The organism is Leptotrichia shahii, from assembly GCF_008327825.1.
GTDB classification, from domain to species: domain Bacteria; phylum Fusobacteriota; class Fusobacteriia; order Fusobacteriales; family Leptotrichiaceae; genus Leptotrichia; species Leptotrichia shahii.
Genome location: NZ_AP019827.1, coordinates 541940 through 563774 on the forward strand (window position 1 = coordinate 541940; position 21835 = coordinate 563774).

18 protein-coding genes are annotated in these 21835 nt (G+C 29.8%); all 18 read left to right on the forward strand.

Going from position 1 to position 21835, the window contains the following annotated elements:
- Nucleotides 1-68 precede the first annotated feature (68 nt).
- Nucleotides 69-3488 carry a DUF4132 domain-containing protein gene (locus F1564_RS02540; protein WP_018451526.1) on the forward strand — a complete coding sequence of 1140 codons (3420 nt, stop codon included), beginning with the start codon at nt 69-71 and terminating at the stop codon, nt 3486-3488.
- A gap of 42 nt (nt 3489-3530) precedes the next feature.
- The gene (locus F1564_RS02545) at nt 3531-4088 is read left to right on the forward strand and encodes a hypothetical protein (protein ID WP_018451527.1); all 558 of its coding nucleotides are present in this window, start codon (nt 3531-3533) and stop codon (nt 4086-4088) included.
- A gap of 10 nt (nt 4089-4098) precedes the next feature.
- Nucleotides 4099-4638 carry an FAD:protein FMN transferase gene (locus F1564_RS10460; RefSeq protein WP_269473402.1) on the forward strand — a complete coding sequence of 180 codons (540 nt, stop codon included), beginning with the start codon at nt 4099-4101 and terminating at the stop codon, nt 4636-4638.
- Complete coding sequence (locus F1564_RS10465; protein ID WP_269473403.1) at nt 4607-5065, forward strand: FAD:protein FMN transferase; 459 nt, start codon at nt 4607-4609, stop codon at nt 5063-5065. Before F1564_RS10460 ends, F1564_RS10465 begins: the two co-directional genes overlap by 32 nt.
- A 110-nt stretch (nt 5066-5175) precedes the next feature.
- Nucleotides 5176-6849 (forward strand): ClC family H(+)/Cl(-) exchange transporter, encoded by a 1674-nt coding sequence (locus F1564_RS02555; RefSeq protein ID WP_018451528.1) that lies wholly within the window; start codon nt 5176-5178, stop codon nt 6847-6849.
- Between the two features lie 149 nt (nt 6850-6998).
- Nucleotides 6999-9644, forward strand: a complete 2646-nt coding sequence (locus tag F1564_RS02560) for a valine--tRNA ligase (RefSeq protein WP_018451529.1) — start codon at nt 6999-7001, stop codon at nt 9642-9644.
- Between the two features lie 479 nt (nt 9645-10123).
- On the forward strand, nt 10124-10552 hold the full coding sequence (locus tag F1564_RS02565; RefSeq protein WP_018451532.1) for an NfeD family protein: 429 nt from the start codon (nt 10124-10126) through the stop codon (nt 10550-10552).
- Nucleotides 10553-10583: 31 nt separating this feature from the next.
- Nucleotides 10584-11492: an SPFH domain-containing protein gene (locus F1564_RS02570; RefSeq protein ID WP_018451533.1), complete on the forward strand. Its 909-nt coding sequence runs from the start codon at nt 10584-10586 to the stop codon at nt 11490-11492.
- A gap of 150 nt (nt 11493-11642) precedes the next feature.
- Nucleotides 11643-12632 carry a mannose/fructose/sorbose PTS transporter subunit IIA gene (locus F1564_RS02575; RefSeq protein ID WP_018451534.1) on the forward strand — a complete coding sequence of 330 codons (990 nt, stop codon included), beginning with the start codon at nt 11643-11645 and terminating at the stop codon, nt 12630-12632.
- A 15-nt stretch (nt 12633-12647) separates the two neighbouring features.
- Nucleotides 12648-13472, forward strand: coding sequence for a PTS mannose/fructose/sorbose transporter subunit IIC (locus F1564_RS02580; protein WP_018451535.1), 825 nt, complete (start codon nt 12648-12650; stop codon nt 13470-13472).
- An 18-nt stretch (nt 13473-13490) separates the two neighbouring features.
- The gene (locus F1564_RS02585) at nt 13491-14426 is read left to right on the forward strand and encodes a PTS system mannose/fructose/sorbose family transporter subunit IID (RefSeq protein WP_018451536.1); all 936 of its coding nucleotides are present in this window, start codon (nt 13491-13493) and stop codon (nt 14424-14426) included.
- A gap of 131 nt (nt 14427-14557) precedes the next feature.
- Nucleotides 14558-14935 (forward strand): DUF956 family protein, encoded by a 378-nt coding sequence (locus F1564_RS02590; RefSeq protein WP_018451537.1) that lies wholly within the window; start codon nt 14558-14560, stop codon nt 14933-14935.
- Nucleotides 14936-15472: 537 nt separating this feature from the next.
- Nucleotides 15473-16303, forward strand: coding sequence for an NAD(+)/NADH kinase (locus F1564_RS02595; RefSeq protein ID WP_018451538.1), 831 nt, complete (start codon nt 15473-15475; stop codon nt 16301-16303).
- A gap of 233 nt (nt 16304-16536) precedes the next feature.
- On the forward strand, nt 16537-18216 hold the full coding sequence (recN, locus tag F1564_RS02600; protein WP_018451539.1) for a DNA repair protein RecN: 1680 nt from the start codon (nt 16537-16539) through the stop codon (nt 18214-18216).
- Nucleotides 18192-19142 carry a tyrosine-type recombinase/integrase gene (locus F1564_RS02605; RefSeq protein ID WP_018451540.1) on the forward strand — a complete coding sequence of 317 codons (951 nt, stop codon included), beginning with the start codon at nt 18192-18194 and terminating at the stop codon, nt 19140-19142. The genes recN and F1564_RS02605 overlap by 25 nt, the downstream gene beginning before the upstream one ends.
- 4 nt (nt 19143-19146) lie before the next feature.
- On the forward strand, nt 19147-19566 hold the full coding sequence (locus F1564_RS02610) for a hypothetical protein (RefSeq protein ID WP_018451541.1): 420 nt from the start codon (nt 19147-19149) through the stop codon (nt 19564-19566).
- Between the two features lie 176 nt (nt 19567-19742).
- Nucleotides 19743-20342: a DUF1694 domain-containing protein gene (locus F1564_RS02615; protein ID WP_018451542.1), complete on the forward strand. Its 600-nt coding sequence runs from the start codon at nt 19743-19745 to the stop codon at nt 20340-20342.
- Nucleotides 20335-21603 carry a UDP-N-acetylglucosamine 1-carboxyvinyltransferase gene (gene murA, locus F1564_RS02620; RefSeq protein ID WP_018451543.1) on the forward strand — a complete coding sequence of 423 codons (1269 nt, stop codon included), beginning with the start codon at nt 20335-20337 and terminating at the stop codon, nt 21601-21603. Before F1564_RS02615 ends, murA begins: the two co-directional genes overlap by 8 nt.
- Nucleotides 21604-21835 lie beyond the last annotated feature (232 nt).

The window sequence follows — 21835 nt, forward strand, 5'->3', positions numbered from 1 at the left end:
GATGCATAATTAAAAATAGGCTTATAAAAAAGCTTTAAAATTTTCTTAGTAATCGGAGGTTTATTAAAATGACAGAAGAGGAAATGATAGAGAATCTTGTTGAATCAGCTAAAAAAGAGCATATTCGCAATGAGATTCGAGATCTTTTGAATGATAAGATAAAAGAGGCTGTAAATATTCATAAAAAGGATTTAAAATATATTAGTAACCTTGAAATGGAAGAATTTATGGAAAAAGATGAATTCTTGGAAAGCGGAGCAGGAAAATTATTGATTAAATATTTTAAATATATGTATAATAATTTTCCTGATGAATTAAGTTACCAATTTTCAAATTTTCCATTAAAATACAAAATATATAAAATTTTGGACTTTTCTTGTGAGTTTGTAAAAAGGGATTTTGAGAGTAATTTTGAAATAAAAAATAAAGAACATTTTTGGAATAACTGTAAATATTTTTTTAAATATTTTCAAGATTTGACAGATGAGTATATTAGAAGTTACGATTCATATTCAAATAATTTTTTGATAAAATTAGGAATTTTAATAATTGTTAAAAATATTGAAACAGTAAATATGGGAGGAAATGAGAATAGAGATGAAATAAAAATACTGGATAATATTTTTATAAACTATATTGCAAATAAAATTAATGAAAATGGAATGACCATAATGTTTGAAAGATATTTGGATGATGGAAATTTTAATAAATATTTTCAAAATATGGAAATGCTAAATATTGGGAAAACAAGAAAATATCTGGAAAAGAAATTTTTTGAGATTATAATAGAAAACCAAAAGATTTCAAGCATTGTTAATGAAGGCATAAAATTGTTCATTATGTTTTCAAATATAGAATTTTCTTCTACAGTTAATAATAATTACTGTCGTAATAAATTATTTGAGAAAATAATGGAAAATTTTAAAAAATATGATTTTTCTCAAGGACAGAAAATCTATCTTCTTGTGAATTACGGAATTAATATTATTTTTGAAAATTTTGAAGATTCTAAAGCAATGTATAGCTTGTTTCAGGATACAATAAAAGAAGACTTGGAAAATACAAAGAAAATTTTAGATTATAATTTAAATGAGAAAAAACTAAGATATTCATTTTTACTACATTTTCTTATAAGAGAGAATTTAATTGATGAAAATGAAAAAAATAAATTTATAAAAAAATCTGAAAATATAATAATTGGAAATTTGAAGGAAATATTTGAGATGAAAGCCTGGGAATGGTATCCAGCAAAGTTTAGAAACTTGGATTTTTTGAAGGAAGAAGACATTAATTGGGAAAATATTTTTGTAAATTGCTTGGGAAGTAAATCGACAGTTATCTTAGCAAAAAAAGACAAAATAATACTTTCACTTTTTAAATATTCAAATATGTATAAAAAAGTTTTTCAATTTTTGACAAATTGTATAAAAAAAGTAAATTTATTTAAGAATCTTTTTACAAAATATGGAATACTTTATGGAATAAGTGATTTGGAATCCATAATGGATGAATTGTGGAATTATGGATTCCCAATCAGCTTTATAAATGAAAAATATTTTGAGTATATTGAAAAAACAGGTTTTAATGGTGAAAATAATAACATTTGGATTAAATTTTTACATAAGCATAAGAAAGAATTGTACGAAAGTTTTGAAAATGATAAAATATCGAATGAGAACATAGAGAATTACGTGAAAATTTTATATTCAAAAGATAATGGATTTGATTATGCAAAATTAGCTGGATTGCTAGTAAATGCAGAAAGACATTTGAAAAATGAGATTGAGGAAATCTTGAGAAATAAAATGGATAAAAAAGGAGTAAGAGATAAATTAGAAAAAATTGCTGAAGATAAAAATAGCGATGCAGAATATATTGCTCAAAAATTAATAAAATACTGGAATAATATAAAGGCACAGGAAGAAATAGAAAATCTGGGAGATTTAAAGAAAATTATTGAATATGCAGATAGCCTGTGTCTTGAAAAGCATGAAGAAAATGCAATATTTAATACGGAAGTTGACTATAATTCAGTACGGATAAGAGATAGCAGCCAAAGAATGCCATCTAAATTAATTAAATATTATATTTCAGAATATATATTATCAAAAGATATAAAAAGCATGGAAATATGTAATAAAATTGAAGAAATATCACAAAGAGAAGATCTCAGAAGATTTATTGAAAAAATATTTGAAAGATGGAAAGTACATAAATTTAATCCAAAATATAAAAACATTTTTGTACCCTTAATAAGGACAGCAAGTTTGGAACAAATATCTGAAATGATTGGTGTGGTTGACATGCTTGTAAGCGAGTATAATAAAGTTACAGTTGCAGCTTATGGAATAAGAGTTCTGACATTGCGAAGAGAAGTTAAGGAAGTGGGTGTGCTCTTAAATGGATTTAGCTTAAATTATAAGGATAAAAGAATAAGAGTTGCGGCTGATGAAGCGTTGGAAATAATTGCAGAAAGAGAAGGACTTTCACGAGATGAATTAAATGATATTTTAGTTCCTGATTTTGGTTTTGAGATGGATAGATCAAAAGTTTTTGAGTATGGTGAAAAGAGAATAAAAGCAATACTTAATATTAAAGAAGAACCTCAAAGAATTATTCTTTACGATAAAAATAATAAAGTAATGAAGTCATTTCCAAGAATAAATAAAAAAAAGAATGGTGTATACGTTATTCTTGAAAAACATAAAAAAGAAATAAAATACATAAAAAAGCAATTAAGAGGAATATCGTTAGTGCAGAAGGATAATCTATTAAAAGCTCTTTTTACCCAAAGAAAATGGACAGCAAAAAAATGGAATGAAATTTTTATTAAAAATCCAATTATGCAAAAATTTGCAATATTTCTTGTTTGGAAAGAAATAGATGATAAAAATAAAATAATAAATACATTTAAATACACAGAAAATGGAGCTTTTGAAACAATTGATGAAAAAAAATATGAAATAAACAAAGATAATTACATAAACCTTTTATATCTTCCTCAAATTTCCAATAATGGACAGAAATATTGGAAAAAATACTTCAAAGATAATAAATTACATCAGCCTATAAATCAATTAAATATGACAATATACAAATTAACAGAAGAAAAACAGGAAAAAATAGAAATTTTAGATTATAATAATAAAAAGTTTTTTGCAAAGGAATTACGTAAGCAAAATTTGAAATTAAATTTTGAAATGAATTCTGAAAATGATGGAATGATATATGGAAATCATTATTATGATGAAAATACAGATATAACAGCTGTTATTTTAACAAGTTCATTTTTTCCAAGAGAATATTCAAAAATGATACAAATAGAAAAAATATTTTTTTTTAAAGGAAATACATCAATTCAGTATAAAAATATTTTAAAAAATCAGAATATAAAATTTTTAAAATTAAAAGATGTTCCAGATCGTATAATAAGTTTGGCATGTTATATGGCTGAAATTTTATTAGGCAATGAAAAAGAAAAAAATTAGAATTGTAAAAAATATAAAGATAAAAGATTAAGGAGAGTAAAATTGAGTAGTAAAAAAAAGGTAATGTTATTTTTAGGGGCAGTTTCATTAATTGCTTTCGGGAATTATCGACAATTTGTAGAAAGTCATAAGGGAAAAACTGCGACAGAAGGAAAGGTTAGTGAAAAAGCCACTTCATCGGTAGATAAAAATTCAAAAGAAGATAAAACAAGTGAAAAGGCAACTTCATCTAAAGGCGAAGCATCTAAACAAGGAAAAACTGGCGAAAAGTCAACATCATCAGTAAATAACGAAAACAAGGCAAAGTCTGAAAATAAAGAGCCGATGCCAGAAGCGAAATCTGCTCCACAGATAGATAAACCAGCAAGTAATACACCGCCAAAGACTTCAAATGAAAAAGAAAGTAAAAAGCCTGAGAATAATCAAAAGAAAAAAGATAATGTTGAAAAGTCTAAAAGTCAAAGTTCAAAAAAAACAAAGCAAAACGAAGAGGGAGAATTAAAAATTGATAAAAATAAAGAGGTTGAAAATCAGTATAAACTGAATATGTCAAAAGAAGGAAAAACAAGCGAAAAAGCCACTTCATCAAATGGGAAATAGGTAAAAAAATATGATGTATAAAGTTCAAGTGCGTTTTTTATTTCATTCAGATATAAAAATAAAAATACCTGAAATTTATAATGATTCAATTTTTGATGATTTATTTGGAATATTGGAGGATGTAAATAGAAAATATAACTCCTACTCAGAAAATTCGTATATTGATAAGATTAATAAAAATAGTGGGCATTTTGTAAAAGTGGATTTGCAAACCATTGAAATTTTGAGGAAAATTATTTATTTATCAAAAATTATTGGTGGAGAATACGACATTACAATAATGCCTCTCATAAGGCTTTGGGGATTTTATAAACAAAATCCCGTTTTGCCGTGTTTTGAAGAAATAAAAAAGGCTAAAAAACTTATTGACTATAAAAAGATTATCGTTGATAGGAAGAGAAGCCGTATAAAAATTGGGAAAAATCAGGAAATTATAACAGGTTCATTTATAAAGGCTTATGCGATTGAAAAAATGGTTAATAGAATGCGAGAGATGGGAATAAAAGATGCTGTCGTAAATGCTGGAGGGAGCAGCATTATTGGCTATTGATGAGTGGGGAATCATCGCTGAGAATCCTGAAGATGAAAAAGAGGTGTTAAGAAATGTAAATGGAATGCCTACTAGAATAACAAAATATAAGCACTCTGGAGATAAAGATAATGATTTGTTTGAAATAAAAATAAAAAATATGAGTTATTCAACTTCTAATCAAAAAAATACATATCTTATGATAAACAATGAAAAATATGGTCATATAATAAGTCCAAAAACTGGATTTCCATCTCAAAATAAGCAAGTTGGAGTAATTACAAAAAGTGCCTTTTTTGGAGATATTATTTCAACGGGGCTTTATAATCAGATTCCAGAAGGATTTTATAAAATTATGGAAAGGTTATCTTGTGAAATGGAAATTTCAGGATTTTTAATTGATAAGTTTGGGAAAATACATTATTTTAATATGGAGAAACATTTTTAGAGAAGATAAAGTTAATTAAGCAATAAAGAAAGATAAAAAAATGTTTTTTTAAAAATTTTTAAATTTTTCAAAATTATTAAAAAAATTTTAATGGAAGGGAGAAAAATAAATTGGCAAAAGATGTTTTACATGAATTAAGGGATATAAATTCATTAAAATCAAGGAGAAATAATGTAGTATTGATTTTTCTGTGTTTCGTTGTGGGAATTTTTTCTGGAATTATTGTTGGAAGCTATACGTTAATATTAAAAAAAATGACAATTTTTAGAGAATTTTTTACTATAAATTTGGGATTTCCTAAAATAATTATCGGAGTAATAGTATTTATACTATTGGGACTGGCTATACAATTTATGCTTTCCAAATATCCATTAATTAGCGGAAGTGGAATTCCGCAAGTTAGCGGATTGCTTACAAAAAAAGTAAAATTTAAGTGGTTTGGAGAGTTAATTACAAAATTTGTAGGCGGGATATTGGCAATTGGGGCTGGAATGTCGATGGGACGTGAAGGGCCTTCGGTACATTTGGGCGCTTTGGTCGGGTCTGGAATAAAGGAACTTGCGAAGCGTTCAGAAGTTGAGGAAAAATATCTTGTAACTTGTGGAGCAAGTGCCGGTATTTCTTCAACATTTAATGCTCCACTTGCAGGAGTTATATTTTCACTTGAGGAAATCCATAAATTCTTTTCTCCGCTGCTATTAATTTGTGTTATGGTGGCAAGCGGTACTTCTAATTTTGTTTCTAGAATGATTTTAGGTTCACATACGTCTTTTCAATACAATTTTATATTGCCAAAAGGTATTCCATATTATGTAATTGCACTTGTAACAGTCGTTTTCTGCATTGTAATTACAATCACAGGAAAGGCATTTAGCTATTTTTTGCTGCTTATTCAAAAATATTATAAGAAGATAAATTTGAACAGTTATGTAAAGATGTCAATATTTATGGTAATAGCGTATACTGTTGCTGTATTTTTTAGTGATGTTACAGGTGGTGGACATGAACTTATAGAGGAAATGTTTGGAAAAAATGTAATGTTAAAAACGATTGTTATAATTTTATTATTAAAATTCTTTTACACAATGCTTTGCTATGCAACAAGCGCTCCAGGAGGAATCTTTCTTCCAATGCTTGTAATAGGGGCTTTGACAGGAAAAGTCTACGGTGAAGTGCTAAATCATTATTTTTCAATTCCAAATGAAATAATCGTGCATTTTATGTTGCTCGGAATGGCAGCTTATTTTACGGCAGTTGTGAGAGCTCCAATTACTGGAATTACGTTAATTTTGGAAATGACAGGTAACTTTTCATATTTGTATATGCTAATAGTTGTTTGCACAATAACTTATATTTTTACAGAACTATTAAAAATGGAACCAATTTATGAAAGGCTTTATCTGAATATGTTTCAAAAGCAAATCTTGGAAGAAAAAAAAGATACTTACAAAATTCATAAGAATGATAACAGGTTGGAAATTCTGGAAAAATGGTGGAAAAATAAAAAATTTGGAATTGGCGTAAGACCAGATGTAAAGGATAAGATTGTAACACTTTTGATTCCAGTAGGAGCAAATTCTGAATTTGACAATAAATTAGTAAAGGATCTTAAATTACCAGAAAATTTATTAATCGTAAGTGTTCGTAAGGCTGGAAAAGACAGCATTGCACGTGGGGATACGCCAATTCAAAGTGGAAATCAGCTTGTAATTATAACGGATTATGAAACTGCCCAAAAATATGCCGGAGAATTGCGGGAAAGAGGAATGAAGATTATTGAATAGTTTTAAGCAAGTGTTTTAAATATTTTACTTTGCCTAAAAAATGTAACAGTAGAAAAAAAATCAGCTTTGTGGTAAAATATGTACATAATTTGTAAAAAAATATAAATAAAAATTTTAAAATTTAGGAATTTGAAATAGGAGGAAAAATAATGCCAAGTGAACTGAATAAAGTTTATACACCAGCGGAAATAGAAGACAAATGGTATAAAATTTGGGAAGAAAAAGGATATTTTAATGCACAGCATAATAGCGAAAAACCAGGATATTCTATTGCCATTCCACCACCAAATGTAACTGGGATTTTGCATATGGGACATATGTTGAATAATGCGATTCAAGATGCAATTATTAGATATAAAAGAATGAGCGGGTTTGATACACTTTGGATTCCGGGAATGGATCATGCTGGGATTGCAACTCAAAATAAAGTTGAAAGAATGTTGAAAGAAGAAGGGACTTCAAAGGAAGAAATCGGATATGATGAATTTTTAAGAAGAACTTGGGAATGGAAGGAAAAACATGGCGGACTAATTACAAAGCAGCTTAGAAAGCTGGGAGTTTCATTAGATTGGACAAGAGAGAGATTTACTATGGATGAAGGGCTTTCAGAAGCTGTAAAAGAAGTTTTTGTAAAACTTTATAATGACGGGCTTATTTATCGTGGAGAATATATTGTAAACTGGTGTCCGCATGATAAAACGGCTTTGGCTGATGATGAAGTTAATCACATTGACAAAAAAGGAAAAATCTGGGAAATCAAATATAGAATTAAAGATACCGATGACTACGTTATTATTGCGACAACAAGACCTGAAACAATGTTAGGAGATACAGGGGTTGCAGTAAATCCAAACGATGACAGATACAAGCATTTAATTGGAAAGAAAGTTATTTTGCCGTTGATGAATAGGGAAATTCCAGTTGTTGCAGATGAATATGTGGATATGGAATTTGGAACTGGAGTAGTAAAAATGACACCTTCGCATGATCCTAACGACTTTGAAGTGGCAAAAAGAACTGGACTTGAATTTATAAATATTTTTACAGAGGATGCACATGTAAATTCAAATGGTGGAAAATACGAAGGATTGGAAAGATTTGCGGCTAGGAAAGCGATCTTGGCTGATTTAGAGGCTGAAGGACTGCTGGTTGGTACAAAAGAGCATAGTCATGCTGTGGGTCATTGTTATAGATGTGATTCGATTATTGAGCCAAGAGTTTCGACTCAATGGTTTGTAAAAATGGAACCTCTTGCGAAAAGAGCGTTGGAAGTTGTAAAAAATGGACAAATTCAAATTACTCCAAAAAGATGGGAAAAAGTTTATTACAACTGGCTTGAAAATATTAGAGACTGGACTATTTCTAGACAAATTTGGTGGGGACACAGAATTCCCGCATATTATGCTGAAGACGGAACAGTTTTTGTAGCCAAAAGTTTGGAAGAGGCAGAAGCACAGGCACATGAAAAATTTGGAAAAGATGTTAATTTGACAGAAGAAACAGATGTGCTTGATACTTGGTTTTCATCAGCATTGTGGCCATTTTCGACATTAGGCTGGCCAGATAAGACTCCAGATTTGGAAAAGTTCTTCCCAACAAATGCGTTAGTAACAGGAGCGGACATTTTATTCTTCTGGGTAGCAAGAATGGTTATGATGAGCTTGTATATAAATGATGAAATTCCGTTTAGCTATGTATATCTGCATGGAATCATAAGAGATGAAAAAGGCAGAAAAATGAGTAAATCTTTGGGAAATTCGCCTGATCCGCTTGATTTGATAGCAAAATACGGAGCAGATGCAATAAGATTTAGCTTTTTATACAATACTTCACAAGGGCAGGATATACATTTTTCAGAAAAACTGCTTGAAATGGGTTCAACTTTTGCAAATAAAGTCTGGAATGCATCAAGATTTGTATTATCAAATTTAGAAGATTTTGATGTTTCAACAACTTCAGATAATTTAGAATTTAAACTTGAAGATAAATGGGTTTTATCAAAATTACAGACTGCTTCCAAATTAATTAATGAAAATATGGAAAAATATGAGCTAGATGCCGCTGCAAAATTAGCTTATGAATTTTTCCGTGGAGATTTCTGTGACTGGTATGTGGAAGTTGCCAAAACACGTGTTTATGGACAGGAAGGCAGTGATAAAGTTGTGGCACAATGGGTTTTAAGACATGTTCTTGATAAGGGGTTAAAAATGCTGCATCCATTTATGCCATTTATTACAGAGGAAATTTGGCAGAAATTACAAACTGGCGAAGAAACAATTATGTTATCAAATTTTCCAAAAGAGGAAAAAGAGTTTATAAATATTGATACTGAAAAGGAATTTGACTGTCTGAAGGAAATCATTTCGGCAATTAGAAATATTCGTGGAGAAGCAAATGTTTCGCCAGCTAAGAAAATTGAAGTTATTTTCAAAACGGTTGATGAAAATGCAAAAAATATTTTACAAAATAATGCTAAAATACTAGATAAATTGGCAAATGTTGAAAAATATAAATTTGATGCCCAAATTCCAAAATTAGTAGGATTTAGGTTAGTTGACACAACTGAAATTTATGTGCCACTTGCTGATTTGATTGATTTAGATAAGGAAATTGAAAAATTAGAAAAAAGTATTGAAAAAGTACAAAAGGATTTGGACAGAACCTTAAATAAGTTGTCTAACGAAAATTTTGTTAAAAGGGCAAAACCTGAAGCTGTGGAAAAGGAAAAGAGAATTAAAGAAGAGCTTGAAAATAAAATTGCCAAACTGACAGAATCAATAAATTTATATAAATAATTTTTTTGGACAAGAGCATTATTTTATGCTCTTGTTTTAAAATTTATAAAATTTTTATGAAAATTATCATAAAAAAAGTTGCAAAATTAAAATTATGTTGTAAAATATATTAATACTAAATTCTATTTAAAAAATAAAAAAGTTTAAAGGGAGGAAATATGAAAAAGTTATTAGTATTAGTTTTGACGGCATTAGCTTTGAGTTCGTGTTTATCTGCAGGAATAGGAATAGGAACTGGAAGAATACACGGTGGAGTTGGAATGTACTTTTAAAGATTGGAGATTAAATTTATGAAAAAAATATTTATTATAGCGATGGTTTTATTTGCTATTACTGCTTGTAGCAGTGCAGATGGAAAAGGGAAAAATTCAATTAATATTGGTGTTGGATTTTCGGGACTTTAAAATTTTATAATCAAAATTTAAAAAATTGCATTTATTAGAATTTTAGAGGCTAAAGGAGAAAAAGGAGAGTTTAAAATGGGAGCATTATTTTGGGCAATTCTATCAGGAATAACAGCCATTTTGGAAATAATTATTCCAGGGCTTGTGACAATTTGGTTTGCACTTTCAGCTTTAATTGTAATGTTTCTTGCAAATTTTATTAAAGATTCATTGATACAGTTTTTAATATTTGCTGTACTTTCGGTAATTTTCCTAATTTTTACACGTCCAGTTTTAAGAAGATACATTGAATTGCAAAGAAAGACAAACTTTGATGCAAGTATGAAGGGAACAGATGTAAAAATTGAGAAAGTAGTGGATACTAAAAAGGCTGAAAAGGAATATGAAGTGAAGTTTAAAGGCTCTATTTGGACTGGAATAAGTGAAGAAATATTATCAAGTGGAGAAATCGTGAAAATTAAAGGATTTAAAGGAAATAAAATAATTTTAGAAAAAAATAAGTAGTTATAAAAAATAAAAAATAGGAGGTAGAATTATGTGGGCTTTACCAATAGTAGTAATTCTTATTGTAATTGCATTAATTTATATTTTAAAATCAATAAAGATCGTACCTGAATCACGTGTGCTTATTGTGGAAAAATTGGGAAAATATGACAGATCTTTAAGTTCGGGACTTAGTTTTCTGAATCCGTTTTTTGACAGAGTTGCAAGAAGCGTATCGCTAAAGGAACAAGTTGTTGACTTTCCACCTCAGCCAGTTATTACAAAGGATAATGCGACAATGCAAATTGATACAGTTGTTTATTTTCAAATAACTGATCCAAAATTGTATACTTATGGAGTGGAAAGACCACTCTCAGCAATTGAAAATTTGACAGCTACAACATTGAGAAATATTATAGGAGATATGACAGTTGACCAGACATTGACTTCAAGAGATATTATTAATACAAAAATGAGACAGGAATTAGATGATGCGACAGACCCTTGGGGAATAAAGGTAAATCGTGTAGAATTAAAGAGTATTTTGCCACCAGCCGATATTCGTGTTGCAATGGAAAAGGAAATGAAAGCTGAACGTGAAAAAAGAGCAAATATTTTGGAAGCTCAAGCTAAAAGAGAAGCTGCAATATTGGTTGCTGAAGGAGAAAAACAGGCTGCTATTTTAAGAGCTGAAGCTAAAAAGGAACAACAGATAAAAGAAGCAGAAGGAGAAGCAGAAGCTATTTTATCTGTTCAAAGGGCAAAAGCAGAAGCATTGAGGCTATTAAATGAAGCTGCGCCAACAAAGGAAGTATTGTCATTAAGGGGAATGGAAACTTTTGAAAAAGTGGCAGATGGGAAAGCAACAAAAATCATTATTCCAAGTGAATTGCAAAATTTGGCTGGAATGGTTACAGCAGTTTCAGAGCTTGTTAAAAAAGATAAGGATGTTGAAAAATAGGTTTTGTATGGGAAGTGTAATTTTTTTTACAGACTTGAAAATCTAAAAAAATGTGGTACACTTAAAGTATAAGGCTGTTCATTTTTTAATTTTTAAAAAACTTTTTAAAGTGAATACATAAAAATATATTTCAATAGAAGGAGGTTTAAAATGGTAGGAATTATCGTTGCAAGTCACGGTGAATTTGCCGCTGGTATAAAACAGTCAGCATCAATGATTCTGGGTGAAGCGGAATTACTTGAATCAGTCGTTTTTATGCCAAGTGAAGGTCCGGATGACTTATATAAAAAAATTCAAGATGCCATTGCAAAACTAGGAACAGAAGAAGTTCTATTTTTAGTTGATTTATGGGGAGGAAGTCCATTTAATCAATCTAATCGTTTTTTTGAAGAGGATCCTGATAAGAGAGCGATTGTTGCGGGTCTTAACTTGCCAATGTTACTTGCGGCATTGTCAGAAAGAGAAGATCTTGACACAGCACATGAAGTAGCAAAAGCTATTGTTCCAGAAGGAAAAGATCAGGTTAGGGTGCGTCCTGAAGATTTACAGCCAAAAGAAGAAGCTCCAAAAGCTGCAGCACAAGATAATATGCCAAAAGGTGCAATTCCAGCAGGAACAGTTATTGGAGACGGAAAAATCAAATTTGTGCTAGCACGTATTGATACACGTTTACTACATGGACAAGTTGCGACAAGCTGGACAAAGGCAACTAATCCAAACAGAATAATCGTAGTTTCAGACACAGTTTCAAAAGATGAATTACGTAAAAAATTAATTGAACAGGCAGCACCTCCAGGGGTACGTGCACATGTTATTCCGCTTGATAAATTGGTGGAAGTTTCAAAAGACCCAAGATTTGGAAATACAAAAGCGTTATTATTATTTGAAAATCCTCAAGATGCACTTTATGTAATTGAAAGAGGTGTTGACATTAAAGAATTGAATGTAGGGTCAATGGCTCATTCTGTTGGAAAAGTTATGGTCAATAATGTACTTTCAATGGATCAAAATGATGTTGAAACTTACAAGAAACTTAGAGATTTAGGTGTACAATTTGATGTTAGAAAAGTTGCCGCTGATAAACGTGCAGACTTATTTAAATTAATTTCAGAAAAAGCAAATGAAGGATTAAAACTTTAATTTTAGGAGGATATTATGGATTTTAATATTTTAGCAATCATTTTAATATTAATTGTCGCATTTTTAGCAGGAATGGAAGGTATCCTTGATCAATTTCAATTCCATCAGCCAATTATTGCATGTTCATTAGTTGGTCTTGCGACAGGACACATGAAAGAATGTATTATGTTAGGTGGGGCATTGCAGTTAATGGCTCTAGGTTGGGCAAATGTAGGGGCAGCAGTTGCTCCAGATGCTGCACTTGCCTCAGTAGCTTCAGCAATTATTTTTGTTAAAGCAGGAAAATTTGATGCTGCAGGTCAAAATGTAGCAATTGGTACGGCAATTGCACTTGCAACAGCTGGATTAGTTTTAACTATGGTTGTTCGTACTTTATCAGTAGTTATTGTTCACCAAGCTGACAGAGAAGCAGAAAAAGGTAATTTTAAAGGAGTAGAGTTCTGGCATATGGTAGCACTTGTATGTCAAGGATTACGTATCGCTATACCTGCTTTACTATTATTATTTATACCTTCTCACATTATTCAGCACGCTCTTAATTCATTACCGAAATGGTTTACTGACGGAATGACTATCGGTGGTGGATTTGTAGTTGCAGTAGGGTATGCAATGGTTATTAACCTTATGGCAAACAAGGAAGTATGGCCTTTCTTCTTCCTAGGATTTGCAATTGCACCATTAAATGAACTTACACTAATTGCCACAGGAATTATAGGTGTATGTGCAGCTATTATTTACTTAAATGTTACAAGTAATGGTGGCGGTGGTAACAATGGCGGAGGAAATGGAGGTTCATCAGCTTCAGGAGATCCACTAGGTGACATCTTAAATGACTATTAATCTAAGGAGGAATAAGAAATGTCAGAAGACAGAATAAAATTATCAAATGATAAAATAAAACTATCAAAAGCTGATCGTCGTAGTGTAATGCTTCGTTCTCAATTTTTACAAGGTTCTTGGAATTACGAACGTATGCAAAATGGAGGTTGGGCTTATTCATTAATTCCAGCATTGAAAAAATTATATCCAAATAAAGATGATGCAGCGGCAGCTTTAAAAAGACACTTGGAATTTTTTAACACACACCCATATATAGCTTCACCAATTTTAGGAGTAACTTTAGCGTTGGAAGAAGAAAGAGCTAACGGGGCGGCAATAGATGATGCGGCTATTCAAGGGGTAAAAGTAGGAATGATGGGACCGCTTGCGGGAATAGGAGATCCTGTGTTCTGGTTTACAATACGTCCAATTTTAGGAGCAATTGCAGCTTCTCTTGCAACAAGCGGTTCAGTTATTGCACCATTATTCTTTTTCATAATTTGGAATGTGATTCGTATCGCTTTCTTATGGCACACTCAAGAGTTTGGTTATAAAAAAGGTTCAGAAATAACAAAGGATTTATCAGGTGGATTATTACAAACAATAACTAAAGGAGCATCTATTTTAGGTATGTTCATTATGGGTATTCTAGTTCAACGTTGGATTACAATTAAATTCCCAAGAGTTATATCAAGAGTTCCACTAGCTGATGGAGCTTATATAAAATTTCCAAATGGCTCAGTAACTGGTCCTCAATTACAAAAAATTCTTACAGATTTTGGAAAAAAATTATCACTTTCAAATACTCAAATAACAACTTTGCAAGATAACCTAGATAAATTAGTTCCAGGATTGGCAGCATTATTATTGACTTTCCTATGTATGTGGCTGCTTAAGAAAAAAGTCAGTCCAATCTTAATTATCTTTGGATTATTCCTAGTTGGAATTGTGGGACATGTAGTTGGAATATTTTAAAAATATAAATTGTCAAAAATTTGATTTTATATAATTAAAAGTTTATGTATAAGAAAAAAGTTGGAACTAAGAATCCAACTTTTTTAATAATTTGTAATAAAAATTAAAAATGAAGAAATGAGGAAGTAAAATTGGCTATTTCAATGAATACAAAAGTACTATTCACAACAAAGGCAAATTCCTTATCTGGAATGATTGGAAATAAAAATGGCGATGTGCTTGTGGGAGATAAGGCTTTTGAATTTTACAATTCAAGAAATCCTGAAGATTATATTCAAATTCCGTGGGATGAAATTGTGAGAGTAAGAGCGCAGTTGTTCTTTAAAGATAAGTATATTCGTGGATTTTTTATTGACACTAAAAGTACTGGCTCGTATAACTTTGTTGTAAAAAATGCGGGAAAAACGTTAAAAACAATGCGTGATTTTCTAGGAAATGAAAAAATTGTGAGAAATAAACCTGTATTATCGTTAAAAAGGGTTTTTGAATGGTTTGGCAGAAAAAAATGAAAAAAAGATTTTAAAGTTTTGTTTATATTTTCTATCTTTTTAATCTTATTTAATATTTTTTCTGGTTATAGTATTTATAAAAAAGCATCGACTGAGGAATTACCTTAAACGAAAGTGACATAAAAAATGGGATAATTCAGTAGTTCCGAATAGTTTTGAAATATCTATATTTTAGAAAAAATTTTTTACAAAAAATATTAAAAGAATAGAAAATAGTAAGAATACTTTTTTGCAGAAAAACTTTGTTATTATAGATTTTCAAATAAAGATTATAAAAAAGACGAATGTTACTATTTTAATTAGCAAAGTTGCTTGATAATTTGTGGCATTTTAAATTTAATAGAAAATTTAAAAAAAAATTTTTAGCAAGGGATTTTATTCCCTTGTTATTTTTGTAAACTATAAGTTACTAAGCAATTTATGAAGGATTTTTAAAAAAATATTTGTAAAATTTATGGAAAAAACTTTTTAAAAATGATACAATACTTTAAAAAGGAAAAGAATATTTTCAAATTTTATTTTTAAGAGGTATTTATTATGGAAAAATTGGAAAATAGTAAGGTAAATAAAAAAAATAAAGTAGAAAAAGTTAGAATTATAAAAAGTGGATATGGAAATGAGGATTTGTTAAAGGATTTTTATAATTATTTGAAGGAAAGAAATATTCAAGAAGTTTTTGGTGTGGAACAGGCTGATCTTATAATTTCACTTGGTGGAGATGGGACAATGCTTATTGCAGCAAAGGAGGCTATTAGAGGGAATATCCCTGTGCTTGCGATAAATATGGGATCCCTTGGATATCTCGCCGAAGTTAAGCCGCAAGAGGCTGTACAAATGATGCAGGATTATGAAAATGGAAATTATAAGACTGAGGAAAGATCATTTCTTAAAGTAAAGTATGAAGATAATGTTTTTTATGCGTTAAATGAACTTGTAATTACAAAAGGTGGACATGAAGCTCATCTAATACAGGTTGAAGTTTATTCAAATGATGCTTTTGTAAATAAATATAGAGCTGATGGAATAATAGTTGCGACTCCTACAGGTTCTACTGCCTACTCGCTTTCAGCTGGCGGTTCAATCGTTCATCCAGGGCTAAATGCTCTAACAATTACACCACTTGCTCCACAAAGTTTAACAGCACGTCCAATAATTGTAAATGGATGTGAAGTGCTTAGTTTTAAGGCGACTTCCAGAGACGATGCAGTTCATTTGAATATTGACGGAAATCAATGGTTTCAGATTAAAAAAGGAGACTTAATATCTGCAAGAATATCAAATAAAAAAGTTAAAATAATAAAACCTGTAAATAGCGATTACTACAGTATTTTACGGCAAAAATTAAAATGGGGAGATTCTGTTTTATAATTAATAATATAAAAAAATAGAAACTATATCTTATTTATTTGGTAATAAGAAATTTTATTCTTTTGATAAATAAAATAAATAAAGAATTTTAAAAAATTTACTATTAAAATGACAGATAGTATAAAAAATATTTTTACATCGTTTCTACTTTTTATTATACTTATAAGAATAGTATGCTGAACATAATAGTTTAAAGAAAGGCTTTGGAAAAATAAAATGGTGAAAGGGAAAAAATGCTAAGGGAATTAAGATTAAATAATTTAGCAATAATAAAAAATCTGGATTTGGAATTTAATGAAAAATTTATTGCAATGACTGGAGAAACAGGAGCAGGAAAATCAATTATCCTAAATGGAATATCGTTATTAATTGGTGAAAGAAGTCATACGGATATGATTAGAAATGGTGCGCAAAGCCTTTTTGCAGAAGGGGTTTTTGAGCTGAATGAAAATCAGAAGAAAAGACTGAATGAGCTTGGATTTGAAATTGAAGATGATGAACTCATTATAACACGGTATTTTGACAGAAATGCTAAATCTAAGATTACAGTAAATGGCTCAAGGATGACTTTATCGAGATTAAAGGAACTTATGGTGAATATTATTGATTTAGTTGGGCAGCATGAGCATCAATTTCTTTTAAATAGTGATTATCATTTACATCTTTTAGATAGATTTTTAGATGATGAAGGGAAAATGCTTTTTAAAAAGATACGTGAAAATGTAAATAAAATAAAAAAATTAAATTTGCAAATAAGAAATATTGAAGAGGAAAAATCAAAAATTGCAGAAAAAAAAGATATTTTGGAATTTCAGCTTAATGAAATTAATAATCTTGAATTGAAGGAAAATGAAGATAATGAGCTGGAAGAAGAATATAAAATATTATTCAATGCAGGGAAAATTAGCGAAAAGCTGGAGGAAACATCACAATTTCTGAAGGAAGGAGAATTTTCAATTTTAACTGCACTTGGAAGAGCTAAAAGAAATTTAGAGCAGCTTTCAGATTTGTCAGAATCATATAGTGAGATTTATGAAAAAATTGAGTCTGTCTTGTATGAAGTTGAAGAGATATCCTATTCTGTGGATAATTTTGTTGGAGATGTTGAAATTGATGATGGAAAGCTGGAAAAAATTGTGGAAAGAATTGATGATATAAATAGGCTGAAATTAAAATACGGTTCAACAATTACTAAAATACTTGAGTTTAGGGATAAAATTGAGAAGGATTTGTCATTAGTTAATTTTGAAAATGAAGAGCTGGAAAATTTAAAAAATGAAAAAAGTGAACTTGTAAGCCAATATTTTCAAGATAGTGAAAAACTCGGCGAAATTCGTGCAAAGATTGCAGAAAATTTACAGAATACAATTGATGTTCAGCTGGATGACTTAAATATGGAAAATGCAAAATTTAAAGTGGAAATTACAAAAACTCAGGAAATAACAGCTCATGGAACAGATAATGCAGAATTTATGATTGCAACAAATGTGGGAGAAACATTTAAGCCACTTGCTAAAATAGCTTCAGGAGGGGAAATTTCACGTATAATGCTGGCTCTTAAAACTGTATTTTCAGTAGTTGATAATATTTCTGTGCTAATTTTTGATGAAATTGATACTGGGATTTCAGGTGAAACTGTGAGAAGAGTGGCGGAAAAATTAAGAGAGCTTTCAAGAAATACTCAAATTATATGTGTAACACATTCTCCGCAAATTGCAGGAAAGGCACAGCAGCAATTTTTTATTAAGAAGGAAATAGAAAACAACTTTACAGAAACAAAAGTGTATGAATTAAATACTGAAGAAAGAATAAGGGAAATTGCAAGAATCATTTCAGGAGACAATATTACAGAGGCATCTATTAATCACGCCAAGGAGATAATGGGATTATGGGACAAGAAAGTATTGGTATAGATAATCTGAAAAGGAAAAATCAAGAAAAGCAGGAAAAGAAAATAAAAAAAGATATATCTTTTGAAAATAAAATGCAAATTAGGGAATTTCTTGACTTTTTAAAATATGAAAAAGGAAGTTCCAAAAGTACAGCTGACGGATATAATCGTGATTTAGTACAGTTTTTTTTATTTGTTGAGAAAAATTATGATGAAATTGAAGAACGCAATGTTTTTGAATATATTGAATATATAAATGAAAAATTAAAGAGAAATTCAGTATCAAGGAAAGTTTCGACAATAAAGACGTTTTATAAGTTCTGTTATTTGAATAAGGCGGTGAAAAAAGATCCGGCAGGGATGGTAAAATCTTTAAAACGTGAGCATAGATCGCCTGAAATATTGACATTGGAAGAGATGAAAAAGATTATTGATAATTGTCCAAGTACGCCTGAAGGAATGCAAAATATGCTTATTATTAAATTTTTGATTGCAACAGGGGCTAGAATATCGGAAATTTTAAATTTAGAAATAAAAGATTTGGAAAATAAAGAATATGAATTTATTAAAGTGCTTGGAAAAGATTCAAAATATCGAATAGTACCAATTTATGACTATTTTGAAAATGAAATAAAAAACTATTTAGATGTTTATAGGTCAAAATTAAAAAATGCAAAAAACAGTTTTAAGATTTTTCCAAATACACGAAGGGAAAAATTTTGGAAGGATTTAAAAATTATTGCAAAAGATGCTAGAATTGAAAAAAATGTGTATCCACATATTTTTAAATATTCGATTGCTGCAATTTTGCTTGAGAATAGTGTTGATATAAGTATAGTTCAAGAAATACTGGGTCATGCTACTATTATAACAGCAGAAGTTTATCCGCATTTTGAAAAAGATGAATTAAAAATGATATATAATAATATAAAACTAGGAGATGACTAGAGGAATGAAAGAAAGAAGTGAATTGAGGAAGCAAAAGGATGAAAAATCAAAAATACTTATGATTACAGTTATAGCATATTTTTTATTTTTTATACTGACAAAAATGGAAATAATAACAGAATATTTAGGAATTATTGTACTAATTTTGTTATATATGTATGCTAATTATAATTTAATAAATATGTTTTTTACTAGTAAGAGAACTACTTTTAAAGTATATGCTTTTCTTTTACTGGAAGTTCTCTATCTGTTTACAGTAAATATTTCAATGTTAGGTGCAATTATATATATTGCATTATTTTCACTTTTAATTTTTTCAATAAGAAAAGATGAAGGAAGAGAAGAAATTCCTAAGATAACAAAATTTGTGAATATATTTTTAATATTTAAAGTTGTTTTTGTGTTATCAATGTTAATTTTTTAAATGGAATTTAGTATTGGTTTATAAATTTTAAGTTATTAATCATACTTGACACAAAAAGAAATTTAGAATTATTAAAAATAGATAAAAGTTGAAAAAATAGTTGAGAAATATATAAAAAAGTAGTATAATGAAAAAATATTGTAAATTAATGATTTAGATGAATTGGAGAAATAAAAATGGAAATTAACAGCGTTAGTAAAAATAGTGGGACAGATGTTATGAAATGTGTAGAAGATGTCACAGATAGAGCAGTTAATGCACAAGTTGAAAAAAATTTATTTCTTGGAGAATATAAAGAAAGAATTATAAAAGCTCTTACTTTTGAGGAAATAAAAGAAAAAGGGATTTATTATGAAATAGAAGAGGCTTTGGAAAATAAAGATGTGGCAAAAATGGTTATCTCACGTCATACTGATTTTGAAGCTATAAAAAAATATATTGAAATAGCTAAAAAGAAAAAAATACCATACAAAATGATTGATAATCTAGTTTGTTCTGGAGATATTGCACTTGTTGTTGTTGCAAAAGATGCGATTGTGCATGAAGCTGGAGATGAAATCATTATAACCTCAAAATTAGAAATGTGCCATTTAAAGCATTTGCCAGATGTGTATTATGAAGCAATGGAAAGTCCAATCTGTGATTTTCATTTAAATATAATAAAAGAAGAAATGCCTGAATATGCAAAAAATTATAAGGAACTGACTTTTATGGATAAATTATTTGGTTCAAAATGTCCAATATGTCAAAAATTAGGAGGAAAAAAACGTGGTTGATGGATTTAGAATAAAAGGAAAAACGCCATTAAATGGGGTAATTACAGTGAGCGGTGCTAAAAATGCCGCACTTCCAATAATTATAGCGACACTTGTTGCAAAAGGAGAGTATATTTTAAGAAATGTGCCAAACTTGAGAGATATTAGAGTAACAATGAGGCTGCTTGAAGATTTGGGAATGGAAACAGAAAAATTAGATGAAAACACTTATAAAATAGTAAATAATGGATTTAAAAGAACAGAAGCAAGTTATGAGATTGTAAAACAAATGAGAGCTTCATTTCTTGTAATGGGACCTATGATTGCAAATTTAGATGAAGCGGTTGTATCACTTCCTGGAGGATGTGCGATTGGTTCAAGACCTGTTGACTTGCACTTGAAGGGATTTGAACTGTTAGGAGCAGATATTACAAGGGTTCATGGATATGTACACGCAAAAGCCGATAAATTAAGAGGTGCTGAAATTCCTTTAGGATTTCCAAGTGTGGGAGCCACTCAAAATATTATGATGGCAGCAGTAAAAACACCTGGAAAAACTGTTATTTCAAATGCGGCAAGAGAACCTGAAATTGTTGATTTGGGGAACTTTTTAAACAAAATGGGAGCAAAAATTACAGGACTTGGAACTCCAAATATTGAAATTGAAGGAGTTGAAGAACTTCATGCTGTGGAATATTCAATTATGCCAGATAGAATTGAAGCTGGAACTTATATAATTGCCACGTTGATTACAGAAGGAAATCTGAGAATACAAAATGCAAAACTTGAAGATCTTGGGGTATTTAAATCAGAACTGGAAGCAATGGGAGTAAAATTTGAGAAAAATGGGGAGCTTTTGAGCGTAATAGGAAAAGCAAGAGATTTGAAGCCGTCAAAAATAAAGACATTGCCACATCCAGGCTTTCCAACAGATATGCAGCCTCAAATGATGCTGCTTCAAGCACTTGTGAATGGTGGAAGTTCGATGGAAGAAACAGTATTTGAAAATAGATTTATGCATGTGCCTGAATTTAACAGAATGGGAGCAGATATTACAATAAGACATGGAGTAGCCTTTATAAATGGAGGGTTACCTTTGACAGGTGCAGAAGTAATGTCGTCAGATTTAAGGGCTGGAGCAGCATTAGTGCTTGCAGGACTTGCGGCAGATGGCGTGACAGTTGTAAATAGAGTTTATCATATTGACAGGGGATATGATAAATTGGAATTAAAATTAAATACTGTTGGAGCTCAAATTGAGAGAATTAAATTGGATATATAGTGAGTTTGTGAGTATTTTTTGGAAAAATTAAAAGACCTTTTTGATTAGGTCTTTTTTTGTATATTGGGGACAACTTGGAGATAAATTAAAATTTTAGATAAAAAATCTATTGATTCAATACATAATTTTATGTATAATAATACTGAGGTGATGAAATGCCAATGACGTCAACGAAATAATAAAATTACTTAAAAAGAACGGATTTGTACAAATTGTAGGCGGTAAAGGTTCT

Coding starts and splice junctions, on each gene's coding strand:
- F1564_RS10460 (WP_269473402.1), top strand. CDS start 4,099: ATGATGTATAAAGTTCAAGTGCGTTTTTTATTTCATTCAGATATAAAA.
- F1564_RS02570 (WP_018451533.1), top strand. CDS start 10,584: ATGTGGGCTTTACCAATAGTAGTAATTCTTATTGTAATTGCATTAATT.
- F1564_RS02595 (WP_018451538.1), top strand. CDS start 15,473: ATGGAAAAATTGGAAAATAGTAAGGTAAATAAAAAAAATAAAGTAGAA.
- F1564_RS10465 (WP_269473403.1), top strand. CDS start 4,607: ATGCTGGAGGGAGCAGCATTATTGGCTATTGATGAGTGGGGAATCATC.
- F1564_RS02580 (WP_018451535.1), top strand. CDS start 12,648: ATGGATTTTAATATTTTAGCAATCATTTTAATATTAATTGTCGCATTT.
- F1564_RS02605 (WP_018451540.1), top strand. CDS start 18,192: ATGGGACAAGAAAGTATTGGTATAGATAATCTGAAAAGGAAAAATCAA.
- F1564_RS02560 (WP_018451529.1), top strand. CDS start 6,999: ATGCCAAGTGAACTGAATAAAGTTTATACACCAGCGGAAATAGAAGAC.
- F1564_RS02610 (WP_018451541.1), top strand. CDS start 19,147: ATGAAAGAAAGAAGTGAATTGAGGAAGCAAAAGGATGAAAAATCAAAA.
- F1564_RS02575 (WP_018451534.1), top strand. CDS start 11,643: ATGGTAGGAATTATCGTTGCAAGTCACGGTGAATTTGCCGCTGGTATA.
- F1564_RS02585 (WP_018451536.1), top strand. CDS start 13,491: ATGTCAGAAGACAGAATAAAATTATCAAATGATAAAATAAAACTATCA.
- F1564_RS02540 (WP_018451526.1), top strand. CDS start 69: ATGACAGAAGAGGAAATGATAGAGAATCTTGTTGAATCAGCTAAAAAA.
- recN (WP_018451539.1), top strand. CDS start 16,537: ATGCTAAGGGAATTAAGATTAAATAATTTAGCAATAATAAAAAATCTG.
- F1564_RS02565 (WP_018451532.1), top strand. CDS start 10,124: ATGGGAGCATTATTTTGGGCAATTCTATCAGGAATAACAGCCATTTTG.
- F1564_RS02615 (WP_018451542.1), top strand. CDS start 19,743: ATGGAAATTAACAGCGTTAGTAAAAATAGTGGGACAGATGTTATGAAA.